The sequence below is a fragment of the Moorella sp. E306M genome (assembly GCF_006538385.1).
GTDB lineage: Bacteria > Bacillota > DSM-521 > Neomoorellales > Neomoorellaceae > Neomoorella.
This window is the reverse complement of the sequence record NZ_BJKO01000001.1, coordinates 197,424-220,327: the sequence shown is the minus strand read 5'-3', so window position 1 is coordinate 220,327 and position 22,904 is coordinate 197,424. Positions and strand designations below refer to the sequence as shown.

Below are 22,904 nucleotides of genomic sequence, written 5' to 3'. Positions count from 1 at the left end.
GGGGCGAAGGGCATGCAAGCGAGTATCAATGTACGTAAGCGTTTAGCTTTTGCTTTTTTTATTTTGGCATTGGGATTGGTAACGGTTTTATTGCGGCTGGCATGGTTGCAATTTGTGCGGGGTGGGGAACTACAACAAAAGGCACTCGAAAACCGCCTCAATGCCATGCCGGTAGCAGCCCGGCGGGGGGTTATTTACGACCGCAACGGGCATGAACTGGCCATTAGCATAGCCACCGACTATATCGGGGCCTTTCCCCCGGAAATCAAGGACTCTGGTAAGGCTCAGGAAATTGCGGCTAAATTAGGGGCTATCCTGAACATCCCTCCCGATAAAATTTTGGAAAAAATAACCCGTAATACGGGTTTTGAATTTGTTGACCGTCAGGTGGAATTCGATAAAGCCCAAAGAATTAAAGAGTTGAAATTACCGGGGATTGAAGTCGTACCTGAGAGCCGGCGTTATTACCCCAACGGGTTACTCGCGGCCCATGTGCTGGGTTTTGCCGGTATCGATAACCAGGGTCTGGAAGGCCTCGAGGCCATGTACGATAAAGAACTGGCCGGGGAACCGGGCAAAATTGTTCTGGAATTTGATGCCCTGGGCCATGAAATCCCCAGGGCCACCCACCGTTATATACCACCGCAGAATGGCCACAACCTTGTTCTTACCATTGACCAGAACATCCAGTATATTGCTGAACGTGAACTTGACAAAATCATGGCCAGCCCTACCAGTCCCCGCAGGGCCAATATCATCGTCATGGACCCGAAAACCGGGGAAATTTTGGCCATGGCCAGCCGGCCGGCCTTTGATCCCAATAATTATAGTAAATATCCCAATACCCTCTGGGGTAACCCCCTGGTCCGGGATGCCTATGAGCCCGGGTCAGCCTTTAAGATTATCACCGCCGCAGCAGCCCTGGAGGAAGGGGTCGTCAAGCCGGGTGACCGCTTTTACGATCCTGGCTATATCAAAGTGGGGCCGGATACCATTAACTGCTGGCTGCCCGGTGGCCACGGCAGCGAGTCCTTTACTGAAGGAGTAAAAAACTCCTGTAATCCGGTTTTTGTCCAGGTTGCCCTGCGGCTGGAAGAGAAGAAAGCCGGCCTTTTTTATGATTACATCAAAGCCTTTGGTTTCGGTGAACCCACAGGGATTGATTTAACCGGCGAGGGGTCGGGGTTATTAATCCCCGAGAATGAACTGAAGCCCATAAACATTGCCACCATCGGTATCGGCCAGGGCATTGCCGTTACTCCCATCCAATTAATTACGGCCGTTGCGGCGGTGGCCAACGGGGGCCAGCTGATCCGCCCCCACCTGGTCAAGGAAATCCTGGACAATAAAGGTAATGTTATTAAAAAGTACGAACCCGAAGTGGTACGCCGGGTCATCTCGCCGGCAACGGCCAGGTTGCTCGGTGAAATGTTAGAAACCGTTGTCAGTGAAGGAACCGGGCGCAATGCCTATATTCCCGGCTACCGGGTGGGCGGTAAAACAGGTACGGCCCAGAAGGCCGGTCCCGGCGGGTACATGGAAGGAAAATACGTGGCCTCCTTTATCGGTTTTGCGCCGGTAAACGATCCTCGCGTGGTGGCCCTGGTAACCATTGACGAGCCCAAAGGATATCCTTATTATGGTGGGACGGTGGCCGCCCCCATTTTTCAGCGGGTGGTTAGCGATGCCCTCCACTACCTTAAAGTACCGCCCCAGTATGACAGCGAGCAGAAGGACCAGGAAAAGCCCCCGGCGCCGGTTACCGTACCCAATGTCGTCGGCCTTGACCTGGCTGCGGCCCGGGCTGAACTGGATAAGGCCGGCCTGGCCGTTCGGGTGGAAGGCAGTGGAGGACAGGTAATTGCCCAGGTGCCTAAAGGAGGAGCCGTCGTCCCGGCGGGAACCCATGTGATCCTGTACCTACAGGGCGATCCCGACAGGCCCCGGGTACCGGATGTTGCCGGCCTGCGGATTAGCGAGGCGGCGGAAATCCTCGAGGCTTATGGACTGGGCCTGGTACCGGAAGGGACCGGCCAGGCGGCCGAGCAGGATCCTCCCCCGGGAACAGTTGTCTCCCATGGCACAAAAGTAAGGGTCAAGTTCTTTGAACCATCCCTGGAAGCACTGGGACCGTAGTATAATAGCCCGGCGCTTGAGGCGCCGGGCTAAAACCATTCCAAGGTTAAATTGCCAGCAGATGGTAAAAATATAGCTAAACCACTCAGGGCAGGTAGGGGCGGGGACATATCCCCGCCAGAAGGCACCATTTCTGGCAGAACCCTTTTTCCGAGGAGGAACATTTTGCAGTGACCTTGGAGGAATTAGTAGCTGCTATAGATGTTATAGATTGCGGCGGCGAACAGCAGGTTCCCCTTACCGGGCTCCATTATGATTCCCGGCAGGTGCAGCCTGGTTTTCTTTTCGTAGCCATCAAAGGCTTTAAGACTGACGGCCACTTATATATAAAGGACGCTATAGCTAGAGGCGCGGTAGCCATCGTCCTGGAGGAGGAAGTCTCCTTGCCACCCGGCGTGGCCTGGGCACGAGTAGGTAACAGCCGCCGGGCCTTAGGTATGCTTGCGGCCCGTTTCTACGGTTATCCCAGCCGGCGGTTGCGCCTTATCGGAGTAACCGGCACCAATGGCAAGACTACGACCACCCACCTCATCCAGGCTACGCTGGAGGGCGCCGGCCGGCCTACCGGTTTGCTGGGCACCATCGGCAATCGCCTGGGCGATAAGGTCTTGCCGGCCGCCCACACCACCCCGGAAGCCCTGGACTTGCAGGCCCTTCTGCACCAGCTGGTTAACCTGGGGGCTCAAGGAGTGGTCATGGAGGTATCCTCCCATGCCCTGGCCCTGCACCGGGTGGAAGGGGCTGAGTTTGACGTGGCGGTTTTTACCAATTTAACCCAGGATCACCTGGATTTCCACCGGGATATGGAGGACTATTTTAAAGTCAAAGCCAGTCTTTTCCAGAACCTGGGCCAGGGTGTTAAAGGAGGACCCAAATACGCCGTCATCAACGGCGATGACCCCTACAGCGCCCGCTTAAAAACCTTGATCCCGGTACCCGTGATTACTTATGGCTGCAGTCCTGAATGCCAGGTCCGGGCCCGAGATATAAATTTGACAGCGGGCGGTGCTACCTGCCGGGTGACCTGGCCGGAGGGAGAAACGGAACTCGAACTCCAACTTACCGGTCGCTTTAATATTTACAATGCCCTGGCGGCTTTTACCGTAGCCTGGCGGGAAGGCATTGACCACGTGGCGATTGTGAAAACTTTAGGAGAAGTCAAGGGTGTACCCGGCCGCCTGGAGCAAGTGCGCCAGGGTCAGCCCTTCAATGTAGTCGTCGATTATGCCCATACCCCCGACGGCCTGGAGAATGTCCTCCAGGCGGCCCGGCAGGTAACCAAGGGGGATTTGATTGTTGTTTTCGGTTGCGGCGGTAACCGGGATCGGGGCAAGCGTCCCCTGATGGGTAAAGCAGCCGTCCGATTAAGCGATTACTGCATTATTACGTCTGACAACCCCCGCGATGAAGATCCGGAGGCCATAATTGCCGATATTCTTCCCGGGGTAGAGGAAGTACCCGGCGCCAGCTACCAGGTGGTGGTGGACCGGCGCCGGGCCATTGCCGCGGCCCTGGCGCGGGCCCGGCCGGGGGATATGGTGGTTATTGCCGGCAAGGGTCACGAGACCTACCAGATCGTCAAGGGCCGGATCCTGCCTTTTGATGATCGCCAGGTAGCCAGGGAAGAACTGGCAGCCCTGGGTTATACCGGGGAGGGAAGTTCATGTTAGCGGCAAAGGCCGGGGAAATATGTGCCGCCGTTCAAGGCCGGCTGGTTGGCGGGGAAGTGACAACCACGGTCAGGGGCGCCAGCACTGATAGCCGTTCCATCAAGCCGGGGATGCTTTTTATCGCCCTTAAAGGGGAGCGCTTTGACGGCCATGACTTTATCGGGGCGGCCCTGGCCGCTGGAGCGGCGGCGGCCATAGGTGAACACTTCCCGGCGGAAATAGTGGCCGGCCGGCAGCCGGAACAGGTCCTGATTCAGGTGGAGGACACCCTTAAGGCCCTGCAACGGCTGGCCGCTTTCCACCGGCAGAAAAATTTTAACGGTCCTCTCATCGCCGTTACCGGCTCCAGCGGCAAGACCACGACCAAAAATCTGGTGGCCGCTGTGTTAAGTTCGGGAATGAAGGTTTTAAAGACCCCGGGCAATTTTAACAACGAGATTGGCCTGCCCCTGACCCTTTTGAGCCTATCACCTGAACACGAGACCGCCGTGGTAGAGATGGCCATGCGGGGCCGGGGAGAGATAGCCGCCCTTTGTGCTATCGCCCGTCCCACCATGGGCATCATAACCAATATCGGTACGGCCCACCTGGAACGCCTGGGTTCAGTGGCCAATATCGCCGCGGCCAAGGGGGAACTTCTGGCCGCCCTGCCCCCCGGAGGGGTGGCCATTTTAAACGGCGACGACGAATGGTGCCGTAAGCTGGCAGCTACCTGCCCCTGCCGGGTAATCTTTTACGGTATCAGGAGCCAGGCGGATGTCATGGCCCGGGACATTACCGTCCTGGGAGCGCAGGGCACGATCTTTACCGCCGTTTTTCCTGAAGCAGAGATCCGGCTGCAAATACCGGTGCCGGGCCTGCACAATGTTTACGATACCCTGGCCGCCCTGGCCGCCGGTTACACCTTAAACCTGGCTCCGGATACCATGACCGCGGGGCTGAAAAACTGGCCGGCTGAAAACTTGCGTCAGGAGATGCGGCCGGGACCGGGGGGCTGCCTGGTTTTTAACGATGCCTACAACGCCAATCCCGAGTCCATGCAGGCCGCCCTCCAGGTCCTGGCCGCTCTGCCGGGCCGCAAGGTGGCCGTCCTGGGGGATATGCGCGAACTGGGACCCATGGCTCCGGCCCTCCACCGGGAGGTGGGCAGGTTTGCCGCTGGATTAGGCCTTTTTCGCCTGGTTACCGTAGGGGAACTGGCCCGGGAAATAGCTGCCGGGGCAATAGCCGCCGGCATGCCGCCGGGACAGGTTTTCAGCTGCGCCAGTCACAGGGAAGCAGCGGGGCACCTGCTGGATCTAGGGGCCGGGGATGTCGTCCTTTTTAAGGGCTCCCGCCTGGCGGGGATGGAGCAGGTCCTGGCCGCCTGGGAGGGGGAGGCCGATGGCTGAGGCTTTAAAAGCCCTGGGCCTGGCGGCGGGGATTACCATAATCCTGGGGCCAGCGGTAATTGCTATTTTAAAACGTCTGAAGGCCGGGCAGACTGTTCGCGATGACGGCCCTCGCCGCCACCTGGCCAAAACCGGTACCCCGACCATGGGTGGCATCTTATTTTTAACCGGCTTGACCGCCGCTTCCCTGGTAATGGCCCCGGTTTCACCGTTAATGTTATCGGCTCTCATTCTAACCTGGGGTTATGCTTTGATTGGCCTTGCTGACGATGGCTTGAAGGTAGTTTGCCACCGCCCTTTAGGCCTTTATGCCCGCCAGAAGCTGGGCGGCCAGGTGTTCCTGGGCCTGGTAGCCGGCGTGGTGGCCATGCTCTGGCTGGGCCGGGGCAGCGCCCTCCAGGTGCCTTTAACCGGTTTAACCCTGGACCTGGGCTGGTCTTACCCGCTGCTGGCGGCCCTGCTCATGGTGGCTACAACTAACGCCGTTAACCTGACGGATGGGCTGGACGGCCTGGCGGCCGGCATTACCCTGTGGGTGGCCCTGGCCTATGGCCTTATAGCCCTGGCTGCCGAGCAGCGAGAGATGGCAATATTTGCTGCCGCCCTGGCGGGAGGATGTCTGGGTTTTTTAGCGTATAATTTCCATCCGGCGAAAGTTTTTATGGGTGATACCGGTTCCCTGGCCCTGGGGGCGGCCATCGGTTTCCTGGCCATCATGACCCGGACGGAACTGGTATTGCCGGTCCTGGGCGGGGTTTACGTTATCGAAGCCCTTTCGGTGATCCTCCAGGTAGCTTCCTTTCGCCTTACCGGCCGGCGCCTCTTTCGCATGAGCCCCCTGCACCATCACTTTGAACTGGCCGGCTGGCCGGAAACGAGAGTAGTGCTTTTTTTCTGGGTCCTGGCCATAGTTCTGGCTGCAGCCGGGCTTTATGTTTTAACTATTTAAAAGTGGACAGGAAGAAGGTAGAAAAATGTCCTGGCAGGGCAAGAAAGTACTGGTAGTAGGCCTGGGTAAAAGCGGCCGGGCGGCAGCAGCCGAATTGGCCCGCCTGGGCGCCAGGGTTACGGCCTGTGATCACAAATTGCTGGAGGGGGAAGAATTAGATGCTTTAAGCAGGGCCGGGGTGGAGCTTATCTTAGGCCGCTACCCGGAAGTAGCTTTGCTGCAACCCCACCTGGTGGTAACCAGTCCCGGTGTACCTTCCTGGGAACCGCCCCTGGCTGGGGCGCGGCAGCTGGGGATTCCCATATGGAGTGAACTGGAGCTGGCCTACCGCCTCCTGCCGCCGGGGGTAAAGATAGCAGCCGTTACCGGGACCAACGGCAAGACAACTACTACGGCCCTGTGCGGGCAGATACTCCGGGATGCCGGCCTGCCGGTGGTAGTAAGGGGCAATATCGGCATTCCCCTGGTAAAGGAAATAAAGGAGATAGCTCCGGGAGGCTATGTCGTTTGCGAGGTCAGCAGCTTCCAGCTGGAGACCGTAGCCTCTTTCCGCCCGCGGGTGGCGGTGATTTTGAATATTACCCCGGACCACCTGGACCGCCATGGCGATTTAGCCGGCTATATAGCCGCCAAAGCTCGCCTCATGGCCTTCCAGGAGGCGGGAGATTTTGCCGTTTTAAATTACGATGATCCCTTAACCCGCGATCTGGCTGATAAGACGAAAGCCCGGGTATTATTTTTCAGCCGCCGGCAGCAGCCGGAGCCGGGTGCCTTTCTTAAAGACGATGTAATCTACGCCAACCTCGGGCACGGGGAAATCAGGTTGTGCCACCGGGCAGAGCTTTCTTTAAAAGGCGCCCATAACCTCGAAAACTGCCTGGCAGCTTCCCTGGTTGCCCTGGCTCTGGGGGTAAAGCCGGAACAGTTAATAGCCACTCTAAAAACCTTCCCCGGTGTTCCCCACCGCCTGGAACGGATAGCCGAAGTGGACGGTGTCCTCTATATTAATGACTCTAAAGGGACGAACCCCGAGGCGACCATGAAGGCTATTGAGGCCTATCCCAACCCCCTGGTCCTTATTGCCGGGGGGAGGAATAAAGGCAGTGACTTTACCCTGCTGGCTCAGAAAATGGCCGGCCGGGTCAAGTACCTGGTCCTGGTGGGCGAAGCGGCTTGCGACCTGGAGCAGGCTGCCAGGAGGGCGGGGATTGAGCATATCTACCGGGCCTCTGATTTTAAAGATGCCGTCCTTAAGGCAGCCCGGCAGGCCTCCCCAGGGGACATCGTCATGCTCTCGCCGGCCTGCGCCAGCTGGGATATGTTTAAAAACTACGAAGAACGGGGCGACCTGTTCAAAAGTATAGTACGTGAACTAGCGGAAAACAGCTACGGAGGAGGTAACCATCATGCGCCGCAGGGCGGGGCCCGTTGATTTCTGGATCTTACTGCCATGTGTGCTCCTGCTCGGGATAGGGATTATCATGGTTTTTAGCGCCAGCGCCCTTACTTCCTCCTACAACTATGGCGACCCCTACTACTTTTTAAAACGCCAGCTGGCCTGGGCGGCTATAGGCCTGAGCGGGCTTTTTTTTACCATGCAGCTTGATTATATCTATTTGCGCCGCCTGGCAGCTCCTTTCCTGGGGTTGGCCGTTATCCTTCTGGTGCTGGTCCTGATTATCGGCACCGCTTCCCGGGGTTCGGCCCGTTGGCTGGGGGTGGGCTCCTTAAGTTTCCAGCCTTCGGAAACTATAAAACTGGCCATGGTCATCTTCCTGGCAAGCAGCCTGGCCCAGAACCGCCAGCGTCTCCATTCCCTGGTGCAAGGGATAGGACCTTATCTCGCCCTGATGGCCATGGTGTGTCTCCTTATCCTGGCCCAGCCCGACCTTGGCACAGCTGTGGCCGTGGCCGGGACCACCTACTTCATGCTCATGGTAGGGGGGGCGGATAAACGTTACCTGGCCCTGCTGGCGGTCCTGGGGGTGGCGGCGGTGGCCCTGGCCATTATCATTGCCCCCTACCGTATGGCCCGTTTTACCGCCTTTCTAAACCCCTGGGCCGACCCCCGCGGGAACGGCTGGCAGACGATCCAGTCCCTGCTGGCAATTGGCTCCGGCGGCCTCTTCGGTACCGGTCTGGGCCAGGGGCGGCAGAAGCTGTATTACCTTCCGGAAAACCACACGGACTTTATCTTCGCCATTTTAAGCGAAGAGCTGGGGTTTATCGGCGCCGCCCTGGTGGTAATCCTCTTTTTAATCCTGGTCTGGCGAGGGTTCCATACCGCTTTTAAAGCTCCCGATGCCTTTGGGAGCCTCCTGGCCGCCGGCCTGACCATAATGCTGGCCCTCCAGGCCCTGATCAATATGGGGGTGGTCACGGGGATGCTGCCGGTGACGGGCATCACCTTGCCACTGGTGAGCTACGGGGGTTCTTCCCTGATTTTTACCTTGCTGGGTGTCGGTATTTTGCTCAATATATCCCGCTATGCCCGGCACTAACGCGGTGGCCGGTGCTGGTTTAGAGGTGAACTGCCCTTGCGAATTATTATTACCGGCGGGGGGACCGGCGGTCATGTCTACCCGGCCTTGGCTATTGCCCGGGGCCTGCACCAGGTACGGCCGGAGATAGAATTATTGTATATTGGTACAGGTAGGGGGCTGGAAGCCGATGTCGTTCCCCGGGCCGGCCTCCCTTTCAGGACCATTACCGTCCAGGGGCTGGAACGGCGCCGGATCTGGAAAAACGTCCCCGCCCTGGCGAAAATAGCCCGGGGCCTGGGAGAAGCCTGGTTTCAGGTGCGGCGCTTCCGACCCGATCTGGTTGTAGGTACCGGCGGCTACGTTAGTGGCCCGGTGTGCCTGGCCGCAGCCCTGCAGGGTATACCGGTGGTTATCCATGAACAGAATGCCTTTCCCGGCCTTACCAACCGCCTGCTGGCCAACATGGCCCGGGCCGTTTGCCTCACCTTCCCTGAAGCGGCAGGAAGTTTCCCCCGCCGTGCCCGCCTGGTAACAACCGGCCTGCCGGTGCGGCCGGAAATTCTCCGGGCCGACCGCGGCGTTAGCCGCCGGCAGTTGGGCCTCCCAGAAAATCAGTTCTTCATAGTGGTTGTCGGCGGCAGCCAGGGGGCCCGGAGCCTCAATCAGGCCATGTTGCCGGTACTGAAAGAATTGGCCGGGCGGCCTGATGTGAGTATACTTCAGGTAACAGGGCGCCGTGACTATGAAGGATACCTGCAGCAGGTGCGGGAACGGGGAATAGACCTGGACAAATATGGAAATATTACCATCAAGCCCTATGTTTATGACCTGGAGCATGCCCTGGCGGCGGCTGACCTGATAATCGGACGGGCAGGGGCTTCTTTTTTGGCGGAAATACTGGCCAGGGGCTTACCTTCAATCCTGATTCCTTACCCTCATGCTGCCGCCAATCACCAGGAGTATAACGCCCGGGCTGTAGCCAGGAAAGGGGCGGCCATTCTCATCCTGGACCAGGAACTGAAAGGCGGACGTCTCCATCAGATAATTAACCATCTCCTGGCCGATCGCGGGCGCCTGCAGGCCATGGCAGCAGCAGCGAAGAGATTGGGCCGGCCTGATGCCCTGGAGGCCATATTAGAAATAATTTTAGCCGAGCTGGAAAGGTATAAACGTTAATTCTAACGCAGGACAAGCCTGTATCCCGCCCCGGGAGTTGTCCTCCCATGCTGGGAACCGGCTGCACTCTTCTCAGGCACCTGTTATGCAGGCCATGCATATGATGCAAATGTAGCAGCCAGGGCGGGAGCAGCTTCGCGGAGGGAGATGAAAGATTTGGAAGCAAGGGGGTGGACCCACTTCGTCGGTATTGGTGGGGTGGGTATGAGCGGCCTGGCCCAGCTGTTGCTGGTCCAGGGTTACCGGGTATCAGGCTCGGACCCCAAGGAAAATCAATTTACCCGGCAACTGGCAGCACAGGGTGCCGTAATCTACCATTGTCATGAAGCAGGGAATATAGCTCCGGAAGTGCAGGAGGTTGTTATCTCCTCGGCAGTGCCGCCGGATAATCCGGAAATTATTGCCGCCTGCAGCCGAGGTTTACCCGTTATCAAGCGCGGGGAACTGTTGGCGCGGTTATTTAACGCCCGGCGAGGTATTGCTGTGGCCGGCGCCCACGGTAAAACCACTACCTCTGCAATGGTAGCCCTGGCCCTGAAGGAAGCCGGCCTGGATCCAACAGCCGTTATTGGCGGTTATGTCCGTGAGTTTGATGGTAATACATTGCCGGGGAGGGGACCTTATTTCGTAGCCGAGGCCGATGAAAGCGACGGTTCGTTTTTATGGTTAAAGCCGGAAATCGCCCTGGTAACTAATATCGAGAGCGATCACCTGGATCATTACGGCAGCCTGGAAAGAATCGTCGCCGCCTTCGCCGCATTTTTGGACCAGGTCCGTCCGAACGGCAGGGCCGTTTTGTGTACCGAAGATCCCCGGGTGGCGCTGCTTGCCAGGGGATGCAGGCGGGCGGTAATTACTTATGGCTTTAATGGCGAGGCCGACTACCGGGCCAGCAAGGTAACCTTACAGGGCCTTGGGGGACGTGCTACCATATATTACCATGAACGCTACCTGGGAGAACTCGTTTTAAAGGTACCGGGGCGTCATAATATTTTGAATGCCCTGGGGGCCATTGCCGTAGCTCACCAGGTGGAAATACCCTTTCCGGTCATTGCCCGGGCCCTGGAGGCTTTTCGTGGTGCCGGCCGCCGCTTTGAGGTCCTCTGGGATGATGGTGCTATCCGGGTGGTTGATGACTATGCCCACCACCCGACGGAAATTGAAGCTACCCTGGCGGCGGCTAGCCAGGTGGGAGCGCGGCGGGTGGTAGCCGTCTTCCAGCCCCACCGTTATACCCGGACCTACCACCTCTACCGGGAATTCGGGCGTGCCTTTAACCGGGCTGATATTGTCATTATCAATGACATATATGCAGCCGGGGAAAAACCCATGGATGGGGTAACTTCCCGGCTTATCCTGGACGAAATCAAAAGAAACGGCCACCCGCAGGTTTATTACCTGCCTACCCTGGAAGAAACCATGGCTTTTCTAAAAGAATCCTGTACTGCCGGGGACTTGATTTTAACCATGGGAGCCGGGGATGTGTGGCAGGTAGGGGTTCAGCTGGCCCGCTTCCTGGCTGCAAAACAGGCTTTTTGCGAGGTGGGCGCTTGATCATGCATCTAGCGTCCCTGGCGCGAGAACTACAGCAGGGTTTACAGGGAGAAGTGTTGCTCAACGAACCTCTGGCCCGCCACACGACCTGGCGCATAGGCGGGCCGGCCGATCTGCTCGCCCGGCCGGCAACCGGAGAAGAATTTGATTTCTGCCTGGATTTTGCGCGACGAAAGGGTTTACCCCTGCATATTATGGGTAACGGCTCCAATCTTTTAGTGCGGGACGGCGGTGTCCGCGGCCTGGTAGTCCAGACCAGGGCCTGGCGCCAGGTTGTGGTCCTGGACCAGGGCATAAAGGCCTGCGCCGGCGCTCTCCTTGCCCGGGTGCTGGAGATCGCCGTCCGGCATGGCCTGGGGGGCCTGGAGTTTGCCGCCGGTATTCCGGCCACCATAGGCGGGGCCGTGATCATGAATGCCGGTACTCCGGAGGGCTGCCTGGGAGATATTGTCCGCGGGGTGGAGGTAGTTGCCCCTGACGGCAGCCGGCGTTACCTGGAGGGCCAGGATATAACCTTTAGCTATCGTTCCACTTCCTTACGCCGGAATGAGACGGTTGTTGCTGTCGATTTGGCAATGACTGCCAGGGACCCCCGGCTTATCCAGGAAAGGGTGCAGGCAAATCTTGAGCGTCGGCGGGCCAGGCAGCCCCTGGAATGGCCCAATGCCGGCAGCGTCTTTAAAAACCCGCCGGGCTATTATGCGGGTCAGCTCATTGAAGAGGTGGGGGCCAAGGGGTGGCTGGCCGGCCAGGCGCAGGTGTCAACCAAACACGCTAACTTTATCATTAACCTGGGCCGGGCTACTGCTGCCGATGTCCTGGAACTCATAGCCAGGATCCAGGAGGCTGTAGCCAGGGCTTTCGGGATCAACCTGGAACTGGAAGTGGAAGTTTGGGGTGAAGGCCTGTAGCTAGGGGAGGGGTAGGCCTTGGAGGAGTGTCTGGTTATCAATGGGGGGCGGCGCCTGGAAGGGACGGTGACCGTCAACGGGGCCAAAAATGCGGCCCTCCCTATTATGGCGGCCATGCTCCTGGCGACAGGGGAGTGCACTTTGCGGCGCGTACCAAACCTCCAGGATGTTGCCGTGATGGCGGCCGTCATTCGCTCCCTGGGGCTAAAGATAGAACGAAGTAATACAGCCCTGCATGTGGGTCCGGCAACGGTAACCTCGCCCGAAGTAGCGGCAGAATTGATGCGGCAACTCAGGGCTTCCAACCTGGTTATGGGACCCCTCCTGGGGCGTTACCACTACTTCCGGGTTCCCTATCCCGGCGGCTGTGCCATCGGCTCCCGGCCCATGGATCTGCACCTGAAAGGTTTCAGGGCCATGGGCGCTGAAGTAACGGAAAATCAGGGCTACATTGAAGCCAGAACGACCGGCCTCCAGGGAACTTCCTTCTATTTGGACTTTCCCAGCGTCGGGGCGACGGAAAACCTGATGATGGCCGCCGTCCTGGCTGAAGGGGTTACCATCCTCCACAATGCTGCCCGGGAACCGGAAATCGTTGACCTGCAGAATTTCTTAAATAGCCTGGGAGCGCGGATTCACGGCGCTGGCCAGGATACCATCCGCATTGAAGGGGTTAAGGAGCTTAAGCAGGCAGACTATGAGATTATTCCGGACCGGATTGAAGCCGGCACCTTCCTGGCGGCAGCAGCTGGAGCCGGCGGCGATGTTTTTGTAAAGGATTGCCGGGCGGAACACCTTCTGGCCATCCTGGCCAAGTTAACGGAGATGGGGGCGAAGATTACGGTTAAAAGGGACGGCATTCGCCTCAAGAGCCCGGCACGATTAAAGGCCGTCGACTGCAAGACTTTACCCTACCCGGGTTTTCCTACCGATATGCAGCCCCAGCTCATGGCGTTGATGACGGTAGCCAGCGGGACCAGCGTCCTGGTGGAGAGCATTTTTGAAAATCGTTTTAAACATGCTGCTGAATTGCGGCGCCTGGGAGCCGATATTAAAATTGAGGGGCGGGTGGCAGTAATCAACGGCGTCCCGGGTTTAAGCGGCTGTCCGGTGGAAGCTTCCGACCTGCGGGCCGGGGCGGCCCTGGTGATTGCCGGCCTCATGGCTGAAGGGCAAACCCGGGTGGAAGGCGTTGCCCACCTGGATCGGGGCTACGAACAACTGGAAGTACGCTTAAGCAGTTTGGGGGCGGATATCCGGCGGCTAGAGGGGAGGTGAGAAGTTGGAGATGGGAGGTAAAAAATTTGGAAGGAATTAGCTATGCCAATCCATTCCATAAAATTCCATCTCTCACTTCCCACTTCTCACCTCCCCTTACTGGACAGGCCTGCATTTTCTGGTATAATGGCAGTAAATGAGGTGGGTAAATGGTTATCCAGGCCCATTCACCCCGCGTTTACCGGCGGCGCCGGCAGCGGATGCGCCGAATATTGTTTTTCTTATTAACGGTAACGGCCTTATTTTATTTTATCCATTCTGGTTTCTTTAGCCTGGAAAACATAGAGATTAAAGGAAACGAGCATATCCCCAGGGTTGAACTGGAAAATTTAATAGGCGTGGCCAGGGGCATTAACCTCTGGCAGGTGGATACTTCGGCAATTGCCAAACGACTGGCCACCCATCCCCTGGTGGCCAGGGCCAGGGTGAGCCGTCACTGGCCGCGGACCTTGGTCGTTCAAATCGAGGAAAGGACACCGGTGGCTATCCTGGTGCAGGATGGCAGCTTTTTACTCGTTGATGGCAGTGGTGTAGTCATGGAAAGAATACCGCGCATAGGCCACCTGCAGCTGCCCCTCATTTCCGGCGTGGGCAAGCTGGAGAATACCGGCCCCGGCAGGGAGATTAATCACCCCGGCCTGCAGGCTGCCCTGGCAGTGGTCCGGCAGGTGCCACCTGACGATTTAAACCAGCTTCAGGAGATAATAGCCTCTTCCCCTGATAACCTGCAGTTGATCTGGGCGGGCAATATCCTGGTTAAGTTTGGCGACGAGCAACAGGTGGCGGAGAAGCTCAGCAGGCTCCATGAAGCCCTCCGGGGCCTTGCCGGCAGGGAGGCTGTTGAGTATATTGATGTTAGTTTTGCGGGACCGCCGGTAGTAAAATTTAATCAGGTTGAAAAACAGGAGAAGAAGGGATGAAAAAAGATGTGGATACCCTTAATCGGCCTTATCTTTGGGGTATTGATTGGCCTCATGATACCCGTAAAGGTACCGGTTGTCTACAGCAAGTATATGTCGGTGGCCGTCCTGGCAGCCCTGGATTCCGTTTTTGGGGGCATTAGGGCCAACATGGAGGATAATTTTGATAATGCCATCTTTCTCACGGGTTTTTTTTCCAATACTTTGCTGGCGGCCTTTTTAGCTTATATAGGTGATCAGCTGGGGGTTGAGCTGTATCTTGCTGCCGTTCTGGTCTTTGGCATGCGTTTATTCCAGAACCTGGCTATCATCCGGCGCCACCTGCTGAAAAAGTGAGAAAATCTATTTGCAAAAAAAGGGAAAGCGAAAGTTATGTTGAATTCTCCTTCTTAATAGAAGCCCCGGGGAGCCTGGAGGTGCCAGAGTTTGCCCAAGGATAACGTGGTGGTCGGTCTCGATATAGGCACCACCAAGGTGGTTGCAGTTGTGGCGGAAATCACGCTACAGGGCCGCCTGAACATCATCGGCCTGGGGGAAACACCGTCCGGAGGCTTGCGTAAAGGTATAATTGTGGATATAGAAAATACAGCCCGGGCCATTGAAAAAGCGGTGGAACAGGCCGAGCGCATGAGCGGTTGTCATATTTCTTCGGCCTTTGTTGGCCTGACAGGTCCCCATATTGGCTCCGTTAACAACCGCGGGGTAGTAGCCGTTACCGGCGAAGACGGTGAAGTAGGGCCCGAAGATGTGGAACGGGTCCTCCAGGCAGCCCGGGTAATCCCCCTGCCGGCCGACAGGAGGATTATCCACGTCCTGCCGCGCCAGTATATTGTTGATGGCTATGATGGCATCATGGACCCCATCGGCATGAGTGGTTCGCGCCTGGAAGTGGAAACCCAGATTGTCACCGCAGCCGGGGCCGCCGTCCAGAACACCATAAAAAGCGTGCAGCGAGCCGGCTTGGCAGTTGATGAACTGGTTTTGAATCCCCTGGCCTCGGCCGAGGCGGTACTCCAGCAAGCAGAGAAGGAGCTGGGTACCGTTGTGGTAGATATCGGCGGGGGGACGACGGAAATCGCCGTAATCTCCCAGGGGTGCCTGTGGTTTGCCGCTGTTCTGCCCATAGGGAGCGAGCATATAACCAGTGACCTGGCAGTAGGTTTACGCACCCCCCTCACTCAGGCCGAGATCATTAAAAAGGAACATGGTTGCGTCCTGGCGGAGCTGGCAGCGGAAAATGAATTTGTTGAGGTGCCGGCAGTAGGGGGCAAGGAGAAAAAGCGGGTACCCAGGAAGATGCTGGCGGCCATTATCGAGCCCCGGGTAGAGGAGATTTTTAACCTCGTTCGCCGGGAGATTGACGGCTCCCATTTCCAGGGCCTTTTACCGGGAGGAGTGGTTTTGACAGGAGGCGGTGCATTACTCGAAGGAATAACCCAGCTGGCAAGCGAAGCCTTAGCCATGCCGGTCCGCCTGGGCTGGCCAGAGAACAGCGGTGGGCTGGCCGATATGGTGGCTTCTCCGGCTTATGCTACAGCTGTAGGCCTGGTGAATTACGGCGCCGGTCGCCTGGCCCATACCCAGGCGGCCGCCGCACGCGAGGCTATCTGGGAGAACTTCTGGTCACGGCTAAAAAACTGGTGGCGGGAACTTTTTTAATAAAAACATGAAAAATTATTATGGCCATATCGTGTTAAAGGAGGAGTTCGGGTGCTGGAATTTGAGGACGGTGATCTCAATCAATTTGCGGTCATTAAAGTGGTGGGGGTAGGTGGAGGTGGCAGTAATGCTGTTAATCGCATGATTGCTGCCGGCCTGCGGGGAGTAGAATTTATCAGCGTTAATACAGATGCCCAGGCACTGCGCCTTTGCCAGGCAGAACAGAAGATCCAAATTGGTGCCAAGCTGACCAAGGGCCTGGGGGCGGGGGCCAATCCCGAAATTGGTAAAAAGGCAGCTGAAGAAAGCCGGGAAGAGCTGGCCCAGCGTCTGCAGGCGGCTGATATGGTTTTTGTCACTGCCGGCATGGGCGGCGGTACAGGTACCGGGGCGGCCCCGGTGGTGGCCCAGATCGCCAAGGAGGCCGGGGCCCTGACTGTTGGCGTTGTTACCCGCCCCTTTAGCTTTGAAGGCCGGAAACGGGCCAAACAGGCGGAGGCCGGCATAGAGGAGTTAAAGACAAAGGTTGACACACTGATTATTATTCCCAACGACCGGTTGCTGCAGGTAGCCGATAAGCAGACCTCTATCCTGGAAGCCTTCCGCATAGCCGATGATGTGTTGCGCCAGGGCGTCCAGGGCATTTCCGACCTTATTGCCGTGCCCGGATTGATCAACCTGGATTTTGCCGATGTCAAGACCATTATGAGCGATGCCGGTTCGGCTCTGATGGGTATCGGCAGGGCTACTGGGGAAAAAAGGGCTGCGGAAGCAGCCAGGATGGCCATATCCAGCCCTTTGCTGGAAACCTCCATTGAAGGGGCTCGCGGTGTGTTGCTAAATATTACCGGGGGCACCAATCTGGGGCTCCTGGAAGTTAATGAGGCGGCGGAAATCGTGGCCGCGGCGGCCGACCCGGAAGCGAACATAATTTTTGGTGCCGTCATTGATGAAAGCTTGAAGGATGAAATCCGCGTTACCGTCATTGCTACCGGTTTTGAAGCCGTGCCGGCAGCCCAGAAAGAGGCAGCGGCAGCCCGGGATGTGGATCTTAATATTAAGCCCTTTAATATTGACGACCTGGACATACCAGCCTTCCTGCGGCGCAGGTAATTGTCTTTTAAACCTGTTACCTTTACGGTAACAGGTTTTTTATTACCCATTAAATGACAAAATTTTCCATGAGGAGGTTATATAATAAGTTATAGTTATGAAACTGCCATAATACTCATATCATGGTAATAATTAGCCTAACCTCCGGGAAAGGGAGGCTGATCTACCTGTGGTTTATTTAGATGTCCTGCTGGCCATTAACCTGGTAATGGATTACTTCATCCTCTGGACGACGGCCAGGCTGGGACAGTTGGCGACAACCGGCTGGCGGCTGCTGGCTGGAGCAGCGGTAGGAGCAGTTTATTCCCTGGTCATCCTGTTTCCCGGTGGCGAGTGGGGGCAGTCTCTGCTTGTTAAGATTTTATTTTCCCTCGTTATGGTCGTGGCAGCCTTTTATCCTTTAAACGGGCGGCGGTTTCTCCAGGCCCTGGTCTATTTTTACCTGGCGGCCTTTGCCATGGGAGGGGCGATGCTGGGGGCTATTTACCTGGCCGGCGGGGAGGCGGCAACACCGGTGATGGGGGGAATGATGGTTCTGTCCCAGAATATCCGTTACCCGTGGCTGCTGGCGGCCGTGGCTGCTGCCGGGCTGCTGGCCGTTCTTGGGACAAACTGGCTTAAAAAAAACTTCTGGCAGCAGGTACTGCGCCTTAAGGTGATCATAACCTTTGCCGGCCGGCAGCGGGCCTTAAAGGCCCTGGTTGATACCGGCAACAGCCTGCGCGATCCCCTTACCCAGAGGCCGGTAATTATTGTCGAATACAGCGCCCTTCAGGGCCTTCTCCCGGAAGAAATTATTAAACACTACAGCAGCCAGGAGGAGACCGACCTGGAAAGCCTGATAAAGTCCCTGGCCGGTTCGCCCTGGGCGACAAGGCTTCACCTGTTACCATATCATTCCCTGGGCCGAAGCCATGGTATGTTGCTGGGCCTTAGATCCGACGAAGTAATTGTCATCACTAACGAACGCATGATTAAGATAAAAAACGTCATTCTGGGCCTGTACAGGGAAAGGCTGTCCACGGAGGGGAATTATTGCGCCTTATTACACCCAGATTTGCTACAAGCCAGTATGGGCCTCTAGGGGGGAGAGCTCGTGCAGGAGCTGTTTGTAATTGCTAAATTAAAAATCCAGGCGTTTTACAGCCACCTGGTAGCCAGGTTGAAATGGTTGGGCGAAGTTTTTTATGTCGGCAGCAGTGAAACCTTACCGCCCCCCCTTTCCAGCGATGAAGAATCCGACCTTCTCCTGCGCCTGGAGGACGGCGACGCCGGTGTAAAAACCGTACTTATCGAGCGCAACCTGCGCCTGGTGGTCTACATCGCCCGCAAATTTGAAAATACCGGCGTGGGGATTGAAGACCTGGTCTCCATTGGTACCATCGGCCTTATTAAAGCTGTCAATACCTTTGATCCCAAGAAGCGCATCAAGCTGGCCACCTATGCTTCCCGCTGTATTGAAAATGAAATTTTAATGCACCTGCGGCGTAACAATAAAACACGGGCCGAGGTTTCTTTTGACGAGCCGTTAAACATTGACTGGGACGGCAATGAGCTTTTGCTTTCCGATGTCTTGGGGACGGAAAACGATATTATTTATAAATCCATAGAAGAAGAGATCGACCGCAAGCTCCTGCAGATGGCCATGCGGAAGCTCTCGGCCCGGGAGCGCAAGATTATGGAATTTCGCTTCGGCCTCCTGGACGGCGTGGAAAAAACCCAGAAGGAGGTAGCCGACATCCTGGGCATCTCCCAGTCCTACATTTCCCGCCTGGAAAAACGGATTATCAAACGCCTGCGTAAAGAGATCGCCAGGATGGAATAAAATGTCCGCCCTGCTTTTTCCGGGAGCTTAAATAGCTCCCTTTATTTTGCCCTTTTGCCGGGCCGGTATAAAAGCCGGGAGGCATGGTAATAATTATGCCAGAGCCACCGTCAGGAGGTTTCTCGCCAGTGATGCTCAATAAAGTAGAAATTTGCGGTGTGAATACCTCCAAGTTGCCCTTGCTGACCAGCGAGGAGATGCGACAGCTTTTTGAGGCCATGCAAAGGGGGGAACCGGAGGCCCGTGAAAAGCTCATTAAGGGTAATTTACGCCTGGTATTGAGTGTAATCCAGCGCTTTACCAACCGCGGCGAGTATGTCGACGACCTTTTCCAGGTGGGCTGCATCGGCCTGATGAAGGCCATCGATAACTTTGATCTGAGCCAGAACGTCAAGTTCTCCACCTACGCCGTACCCATGATCATCGGAGAGATCAGGCGTTACCTGCGGGATAATAACCCCATACGGGTCAGCCGTTCTTTAAGGGATATTGCCTACAAAGCTCTCCAGATAAGGGATGCGCTGGTAAATAAACTGGCCCGGGAACCTTCGGTAGCGGAAATAGCCAGGGAAATCAATCTCCCCCAGGAAGAAGTAATCTTTGCCCTGGATGCCATCCAGGAACCGGTATCCCTCTTTGAGCCCATCTACCATGACGGCGGCGATCCCATATATGTTATGGACCAGATAGGTGATGAAAAAAACCAGGATGGCAGCTGGCTGGAAAACATAGCCATCCGGGAAGCCATGAATAAATTAAACCCCCGGGAGCGCCTGATTTTATCCCTGCGCTTTTTTGAAGGTAAAACCCAGATGGAGGTGGCCGATGAAATCGGCATCTCCCAGGCCCAAGTTTCCCGGCTGGAAAAAGCTGCCCTGAAACATATGCGCAAGTATATATAAGAAGCCGGCAGCCGGCGGTTCGATTTCTTATTTACGGAGGTGGCAAGGAGTGTCTTTATTGAAGAAGTCGATATTATTCTTTGTCCTGGCCGGCTTATTATTCCTCGGCGGAGACGCGGCCTGGACGGACAGAAAGATAGCAGTACCGGCCTATAATTCCCATAACTTAATCCGGCTCCACGTCATTGCCAACAGCGATACCGTTGCCGATCAGGAGCTAAAACGCCATGTCCGCGACGCCGTTCTCACCAGTATAGGCCGGAACCTGGCGGTAGTCGGGGATATAGGCGCCGCCCGGCGGCTGGTGAGCAGCAATCTGGCTGCCATTACCGCTGCAGCCGAGACCCAAATCCGGCAGGAAGGACAAAATTATACCGTGAGGACGGAATTCGGGGACTTTGCCTTCCCCACCCGAGCTTACGGGGATATAACTCTCCCGGCGGGAAACTACGAGGCCGTTCGCGTGGTGATTGGCGCCGGGAAAGGGGAAAACTGGTGGTGCATCCTGTTTCCACCTCTCTGCCTGGTAGATGTCACCGGTAAAGTAAATGCCGGCTTCTTTACCAGCCGGCCGGTAATGGCCGGGGAGGAAGGCCCGCCAAAAGTCCGATTGGGATGGAAAATCCTAGAGATATGGCAATCCTCACGCCACCGCCTGGCGGGATTGCGGCCTTAAACCAGCAATGCTGGTTTTTCTTTTTTGGCCTTCGAGCTATATGTAGCTCATATAATTAAATATAACAGGAAGGCCCCGGGCTACAGCCGGAGGTGGTGACCGTGATCCGGGTGACCGAACTGCGCCAGCGGGAGGTAATTAATGTCATTGACGGTCGGCGGCTGGGGACAATTAAAGATATTGACCTGGACCTGGAGGCCGGACGGGTAAAAGCTTTAATCGTACCTGGACAGGGAGGCAGGTTTTTTTTCTTTTTCGGCCGGGAAGAAGATTTAATTATCCCCTGGGAAAACGTGGTTAAAGTAGGAGTTGATGTTATCCTGGTAGAAAGTTATAGCTGTACGTCCCCCGTGCACCGGGAAAAGGCTTAAGGAAGGGCGGCCTTATGTTATAATAAAGGCGGAGGGGATTCTTTTGGCGCCCTTTATCAGGGAGAACAGGGAAGGAATCGGTTACTGGCGGGTTGCCTTTTTAGAAGAGCAGGCGCCGGTGAAGGCTTTTTATAGCAGTCGTGCCGGTGGTGTCAGCCAGCCGCCCTATAGCAGCTTGAACCTGGGCTTGCATGTTGGCGATGAACCGGCAGCAGTGCTGGTCAACAGGCGAAGGCTGGCAGGGGTCCTGGACCTGCCCCTGGAGGGCTGGGTTGTCGGTGAGCAGGTCCACGGCAACAAGGTGGCCCTGGTGGCCCGGCAGGACGCCGGTCGGGGTGCCGTGGAACTGGCGGCGGCCCTGCCGGGTGTTGATGCCCTGGTGACGGCTGCACCGGGGATTACCCTGGTTGGCTTTTATGCCGACTGCGTTCCCCTTTACTTTGTTGACCCGGTAAAGGGTGTTATCGGCCTGGCCCACGCGGGCTGGAAAGGGACAGTTTTACAGGTGGGGAGCAAGGTGGTGGCCAGGATGGCAACTGAATTTAACAGCAACCCGGCTGACCTCCTGGCAGCCATCGGGCCGGCCGTAGGGCCCTGTTGCTACCAGGTAGATACGCGGGTGGCTGATGCGGTCAGGGAGCACCTCCCCTGGGCCGCTGAAGTTTTAATCCCGGATGGACCCGGCCACTACCGCCTGGACCTTCCCCGGGCCAATTTTCTGGAACTCCTGGCCGCCGGACTAAAGCCGGAACATATTGCCATAGCCGGTCTCTGTACCTGCTGCCAGGCAGATGCTTTTTTCTCTTACCGGGCGGCCGGTGGCCCCACCGGGCGCCAGGCGGCTTTATTATCCCTCTTGAGGTAGATACTATGAAGACAGCTTACAGTCCAGGCCTCCCGGCCCGGCCGCGGCAGCGCCGGCGGTGGAGGCGTATTATCTTGCCGGTACTGGGCTTGCTTCTTTTTACCCTTGTGGCCTGGTCGGGTTTTAAGGAGGCCTTCCAAGCTATTGCCTGGCACCTTTTAAAGGTCGAACGAGTTGATTACGGCGTCCTGGAGGACAATCTCTCTCTGGAGGTTTTTATTGCCAGGGAAGAGCAAGTTCTGATAGCCCCGGCGACAGGAACCCTGGTCCCGGTAGTCCCCGAAGGGGAACGGGTCCCGGTGGGAGCTACCATTGCCCGGATATTGCCAGTAGCCTCCACTCCGCCGGGGCAGGAAACCCTGGAAATCGAAGCCCCCTTTCCCGGCCAGGTTTCCTACCAAACCGATGGCCTGGAAAAGGCCATCCAGCCCGCCACCATTGGCAATATACAATATCAGGAACTAAAGCGCCTGGTGGAACTAGCCGCCCCGGTGACGGCTGGGGGTCAGGTGAAAGCCGGTACGGCCGTTGGCCGTCTGGTCAATAACCTGGCTCCCCTGGTAGTATATGCCCCCCTGGAAGAGTTTCCACCTGGCTGGCAGGCTGGCAAAAGAGTAACTCTTAAACTGCCGGGGGACGGGGACGAGGTGCGAGCCAGCATTACCCGGTTGCAGGATGAAGGTGAGCAAAAGGCCGTTCTCATGACTATCACTTCCTGGGATGAGCGCTGGCTGACCCCCCGTCGGCTGGAAGTAGCTGTGGTATTAAACCGTTACCGGGGCACAATATTACCTGCGGCTGCTTTGATTAACGGGCCGGGAGGGGCAAAGGGGGTCTACCTTCTGGCAGCGCGGGGAATCAAATGGCAGCCAGTTACCATTACAGGTCGGGTAGGGGATAGGGTAGCCGCCCAGAACCTGGAAGCCGGCGCGGAAGTCATTGTCAACCCGGGTCTGGCCCGGTGGCTGGTAAAGTAGCGGTGTTACATTTCGCCAGTTCAGCAGGATTCATTATAAAGATGTAGA

Annotated in this window: 21 protein-coding genes; all 21 read left to right on the top strand. The window is 56.8% G+C overall.

Going from position 1 to position 22,904, the window contains the following annotated elements; translation table 11 throughout:
- Positions 1-12: 12 nt before the first annotated feature.
- The 21 genes from FLZ89_RS01095 (at position 13) to FLZ89_RS00995 (ending at position 22,856) form a co-directional block, all read left to right on the top strand.
- Positions 13-2,136, top strand: a complete 2,124-nt coding sequence (locus tag FLZ89_RS01095) for a stage V sporulation protein D (protein ID WP_141304146.1) — start codon at positions 13-15, stop codon at positions 2,134-2,136.
- 170 nt (positions 2,137-2,306) lie between these two features.
- A complete protein-coding gene (locus tag FLZ89_RS01090) occupies positions 2,307-3,806 on the top strand; it encodes a UDP-N-acetylmuramoyl-L-alanyl-D-glutamate--2,6-diaminopimelate ligase (RefSeq protein ID WP_141264135.1) in 1,500 nt (499 codons plus the stop codon).
- Positions 3,800-5,197, top strand: a complete 1,398-nt coding sequence (locus FLZ89_RS01085; RefSeq protein ID WP_141304145.1) for a UDP-N-acetylmuramoyl-tripeptide--D-alanyl-D-alanine ligase — start codon at positions 3,800-3,802, stop codon at positions 5,195-5,197. The genes FLZ89_RS01090 and FLZ89_RS01085 overlap by 7 nt, the downstream gene beginning before the upstream one ends.
- Positions 5,190-6,146 (top strand): phospho-N-acetylmuramoyl-pentapeptide-transferase, encoded by a 957-nt coding sequence (gene mraY, locus FLZ89_RS01080; protein WP_141304144.1) that lies wholly within the window; start codon positions 5,190-5,192, stop codon positions 6,144-6,146. The genes FLZ89_RS01085 and mraY overlap by 8 nt, the downstream gene beginning before the upstream one ends.
- A gap of 25 nt (positions 6,147-6,171) precedes the next feature.
- Positions 6,172-7,578: a UDP-N-acetylmuramoyl-L-alanine--D-glutamate ligase gene (murD, locus tag FLZ89_RS01075; RefSeq protein ID WP_141304143.1), complete on the top strand. Its 1,407-nt coding sequence runs from the start codon at positions 6,172-6,174 to the stop codon at positions 7,576-7,578.
- Positions 7,553-8,647, top strand: a complete 1,095-nt coding sequence (ftsW, locus tag FLZ89_RS01070) for a putative lipid II flippase FtsW (protein WP_141264139.1) — start codon at positions 7,553-7,555, stop codon at positions 8,645-8,647. Before murD ends, ftsW begins: the two co-directional genes overlap by 26 nt.
- 36 nt (positions 8,648-8,683) lie before the next feature.
- Positions 8,684-9,805, top strand: coding sequence for an undecaprenyldiphospho-muramoylpentapeptide beta-N-acetylglucosaminyltransferase (gene murG / locus FLZ89_RS01065; RefSeq protein ID WP_141304142.1), 1,122 nt, complete (start codon positions 8,684-8,686; stop codon positions 9,803-9,805).
- Positions 9,806-9,952: 147 nt separating this feature from the next.
- Entirely contained in the window at positions 9,953-11,359 is a 1,407-nt protein-coding gene (gene murC, locus FLZ89_RS01060) for a UDP-N-acetylmuramate--L-alanine ligase (protein WP_141264141.1), read from the top strand.
- A 2-nt stretch (positions 11,360-11,361) separates the two neighbouring features.
- Entirely contained in the window at positions 11,362-12,270 is a 909-nt protein-coding gene (murB, locus tag FLZ89_RS01055) for a UDP-N-acetylmuramate dehydrogenase (RefSeq protein ID WP_141305252.1), read from the top strand.
- Positions 12,271-12,288: 18 nt separating this feature from the next.
- A complete protein-coding gene (gene murA / locus FLZ89_RS01050) occupies positions 12,289-13,548 on the top strand; it encodes a UDP-N-acetylglucosamine 1-carboxyvinyltransferase (protein ID WP_141304141.1) in 1,260 nt (419 codons plus the stop codon).
- 149 nt (positions 13,549-13,697) lie between these two features.
- Positions 13,698-14,468 carry a cell division protein FtsQ/DivIB gene (locus FLZ89_RS01045; protein ID WP_141264144.1) on the top strand — a complete coding sequence of 257 codons (771 nt, stop codon included), beginning with the start codon at positions 13,698-13,700 and terminating at the stop codon, positions 14,466-14,468.
- A gap of 6 nt (positions 14,469-14,474) precedes the next feature.
- On the top strand, positions 14,475-14,804 hold the full coding sequence (locus FLZ89_RS01040) for a small basic family protein (RefSeq protein ID WP_141264145.1): 330 nt from the start codon (positions 14,475-14,477) through the stop codon (positions 14,802-14,804).
- A 90-nt stretch (positions 14,805-14,894) separates the two neighbouring features.
- Positions 14,895-16,127, top strand: coding sequence for a cell division protein FtsA (ftsA, locus tag FLZ89_RS01035; RefSeq protein ID WP_141264146.1), 1,233 nt, complete (start codon positions 14,895-14,897; stop codon positions 16,125-16,127).
- 51 nt (positions 16,128-16,178) lie between these two features.
- Positions 16,179-17,240, top strand: coding sequence for a cell division protein FtsZ (gene ftsZ / locus FLZ89_RS01030; RefSeq protein ID WP_141304140.1), 1,062 nt, complete (start codon positions 16,179-16,181; stop codon positions 17,238-17,240).
- A gap of 169 nt (positions 17,241-17,409) precedes the next feature.
- Positions 17,410-18,324, top strand: a complete 915-nt coding sequence (gene spoIIGA, locus FLZ89_RS01025) for a sigma-E processing peptidase SpoIIGA (RefSeq protein WP_172613379.1) — start codon at positions 17,410-17,412, stop codon at positions 18,322-18,324.
- A 45-nt stretch (positions 18,325-18,369) separates the two neighbouring features.
- A complete protein-coding gene (gene sigE, locus FLZ89_RS01020) occupies positions 18,370-19,065 on the top strand; it encodes an RNA polymerase sporulation sigma factor SigE (protein WP_253256522.1) in 696 nt (231 codons plus the stop codon).
- A gap of 131 nt (positions 19,066-19,196) precedes the next feature.
- Positions 19,197-19,967 carry an RNA polymerase sporulation sigma factor SigG gene (sigG, locus tag FLZ89_RS01015; protein ID WP_172613666.1) on the top strand — a complete coding sequence of 257 codons (771 nt, stop codon included), beginning with the start codon at positions 19,197-19,199 and terminating at the stop codon, positions 19,965-19,967.
- 58 nt (positions 19,968-20,025) lie between these two features.
- Positions 20,026-20,643 (top strand): stage II sporulation protein R, encoded by a 618-nt coding sequence (spoIIR, locus tag FLZ89_RS01010; RefSeq protein WP_172613378.1) that lies wholly within the window; start codon positions 20,026-20,028, stop codon positions 20,641-20,643.
- A gap of 101 nt (positions 20,644-20,744) precedes the next feature.
- On the top strand, positions 20,745-21,014 hold the full coding sequence (locus tag FLZ89_RS01005; protein WP_141264151.1) for a PRC-barrel domain-containing protein: 270 nt from the start codon (positions 20,745-20,747) through the stop codon (positions 21,012-21,014).
- 43 nt (positions 21,015-21,057) lie between these two features.
- On the top strand, positions 21,058-21,879 hold the full coding sequence (gene pgeF, locus FLZ89_RS01000; RefSeq protein ID WP_141304137.1) for a peptidoglycan editing factor PgeF: 822 nt from the start codon (positions 21,058-21,060) through the stop codon (positions 21,877-21,879).
- Positions 21,880-21,884: 5 nt separating this feature from the next.
- The gene (locus tag FLZ89_RS00995) at positions 21,885-22,856 is read left to right on the top strand and encodes an HlyD family efflux transporter periplasmic adaptor subunit (protein ID WP_141304136.1); all 972 of its coding nucleotides are present in this window, start codon (positions 21,885-21,887) and stop codon (positions 22,854-22,856) included.
- Positions 22,857-22,904 lie beyond the last annotated feature (48 nt).

Bases quoted from the DNA above. Each gene is read 5' to 3' on its own strand.
- FLZ89_RS01095 (WP_141304146.1), top strand. From the start codon at position 13: ATGCAAGCGAGTATCAATGTACGTAAGCGTTTAGCTTTTGCTTTTTTT.
- FLZ89_RS01085 (WP_141304145.1), top strand. From the start codon at position 3,800: ATGTTAGCGGCAAAGGCCGGGGAAATATGTGCCGCCGTTCAAGGCCGG.
- mraY (WP_141304144.1), top strand. From the start codon at position 5,190: ATGGCTGAGGCTTTAAAAGCCCTGGGCCTGGCGGCGGGGATTACCATA.
- murD (WP_141304143.1), top strand. From the start codon at position 6,172: ATGTCCTGGCAGGGCAAGAAAGTACTGGTAGTAGGCCTGGGTAAAAGC.
- ftsW (WP_141264139.1), top strand. From the start codon at position 7,553: ATGCGCCGCAGGGCGGGGCCCGTTGATTTCTGGATCTTACTGCCATGT.
- murC (WP_141264141.1), top strand. From the start codon at position 9,953: ATGAAAGATTTGGAAGCAAGGGGGTGGACCCACTTCGTCGGTATTGGT.
- murB (WP_141305252.1), top strand. From the start codon at position 11,362: ATGCATCTAGCGTCCCTGGCGCGAGAACTACAGCAGGGTTTACAGGGA.
- FLZ89_RS01045 (WP_141264144.1), top strand. From the start codon at position 13,698: ATGGTTATCCAGGCCCATTCACCCCGCGTTTACCGGCGGCGCCGGCAG.
- FLZ89_RS01040 (WP_141264145.1), top strand. From the start codon at position 14,475: ATGTGGATACCCTTAATCGGCCTTATCTTTGGGGTATTGATTGGCCTC.
- sigG (WP_172613666.1), top strand. From the start codon at position 19,197: ATGCTCAATAAAGTAGAAATTTGCGGTGTGAATACCTCCAAGTTGCCC.
- FLZ89_RS00995 (WP_141304136.1), top strand. From the start codon at position 21,885: ATGAAGACAGCTTACAGTCCAGGCCTCCCGGCCCGGCCGCGGCAGCGC.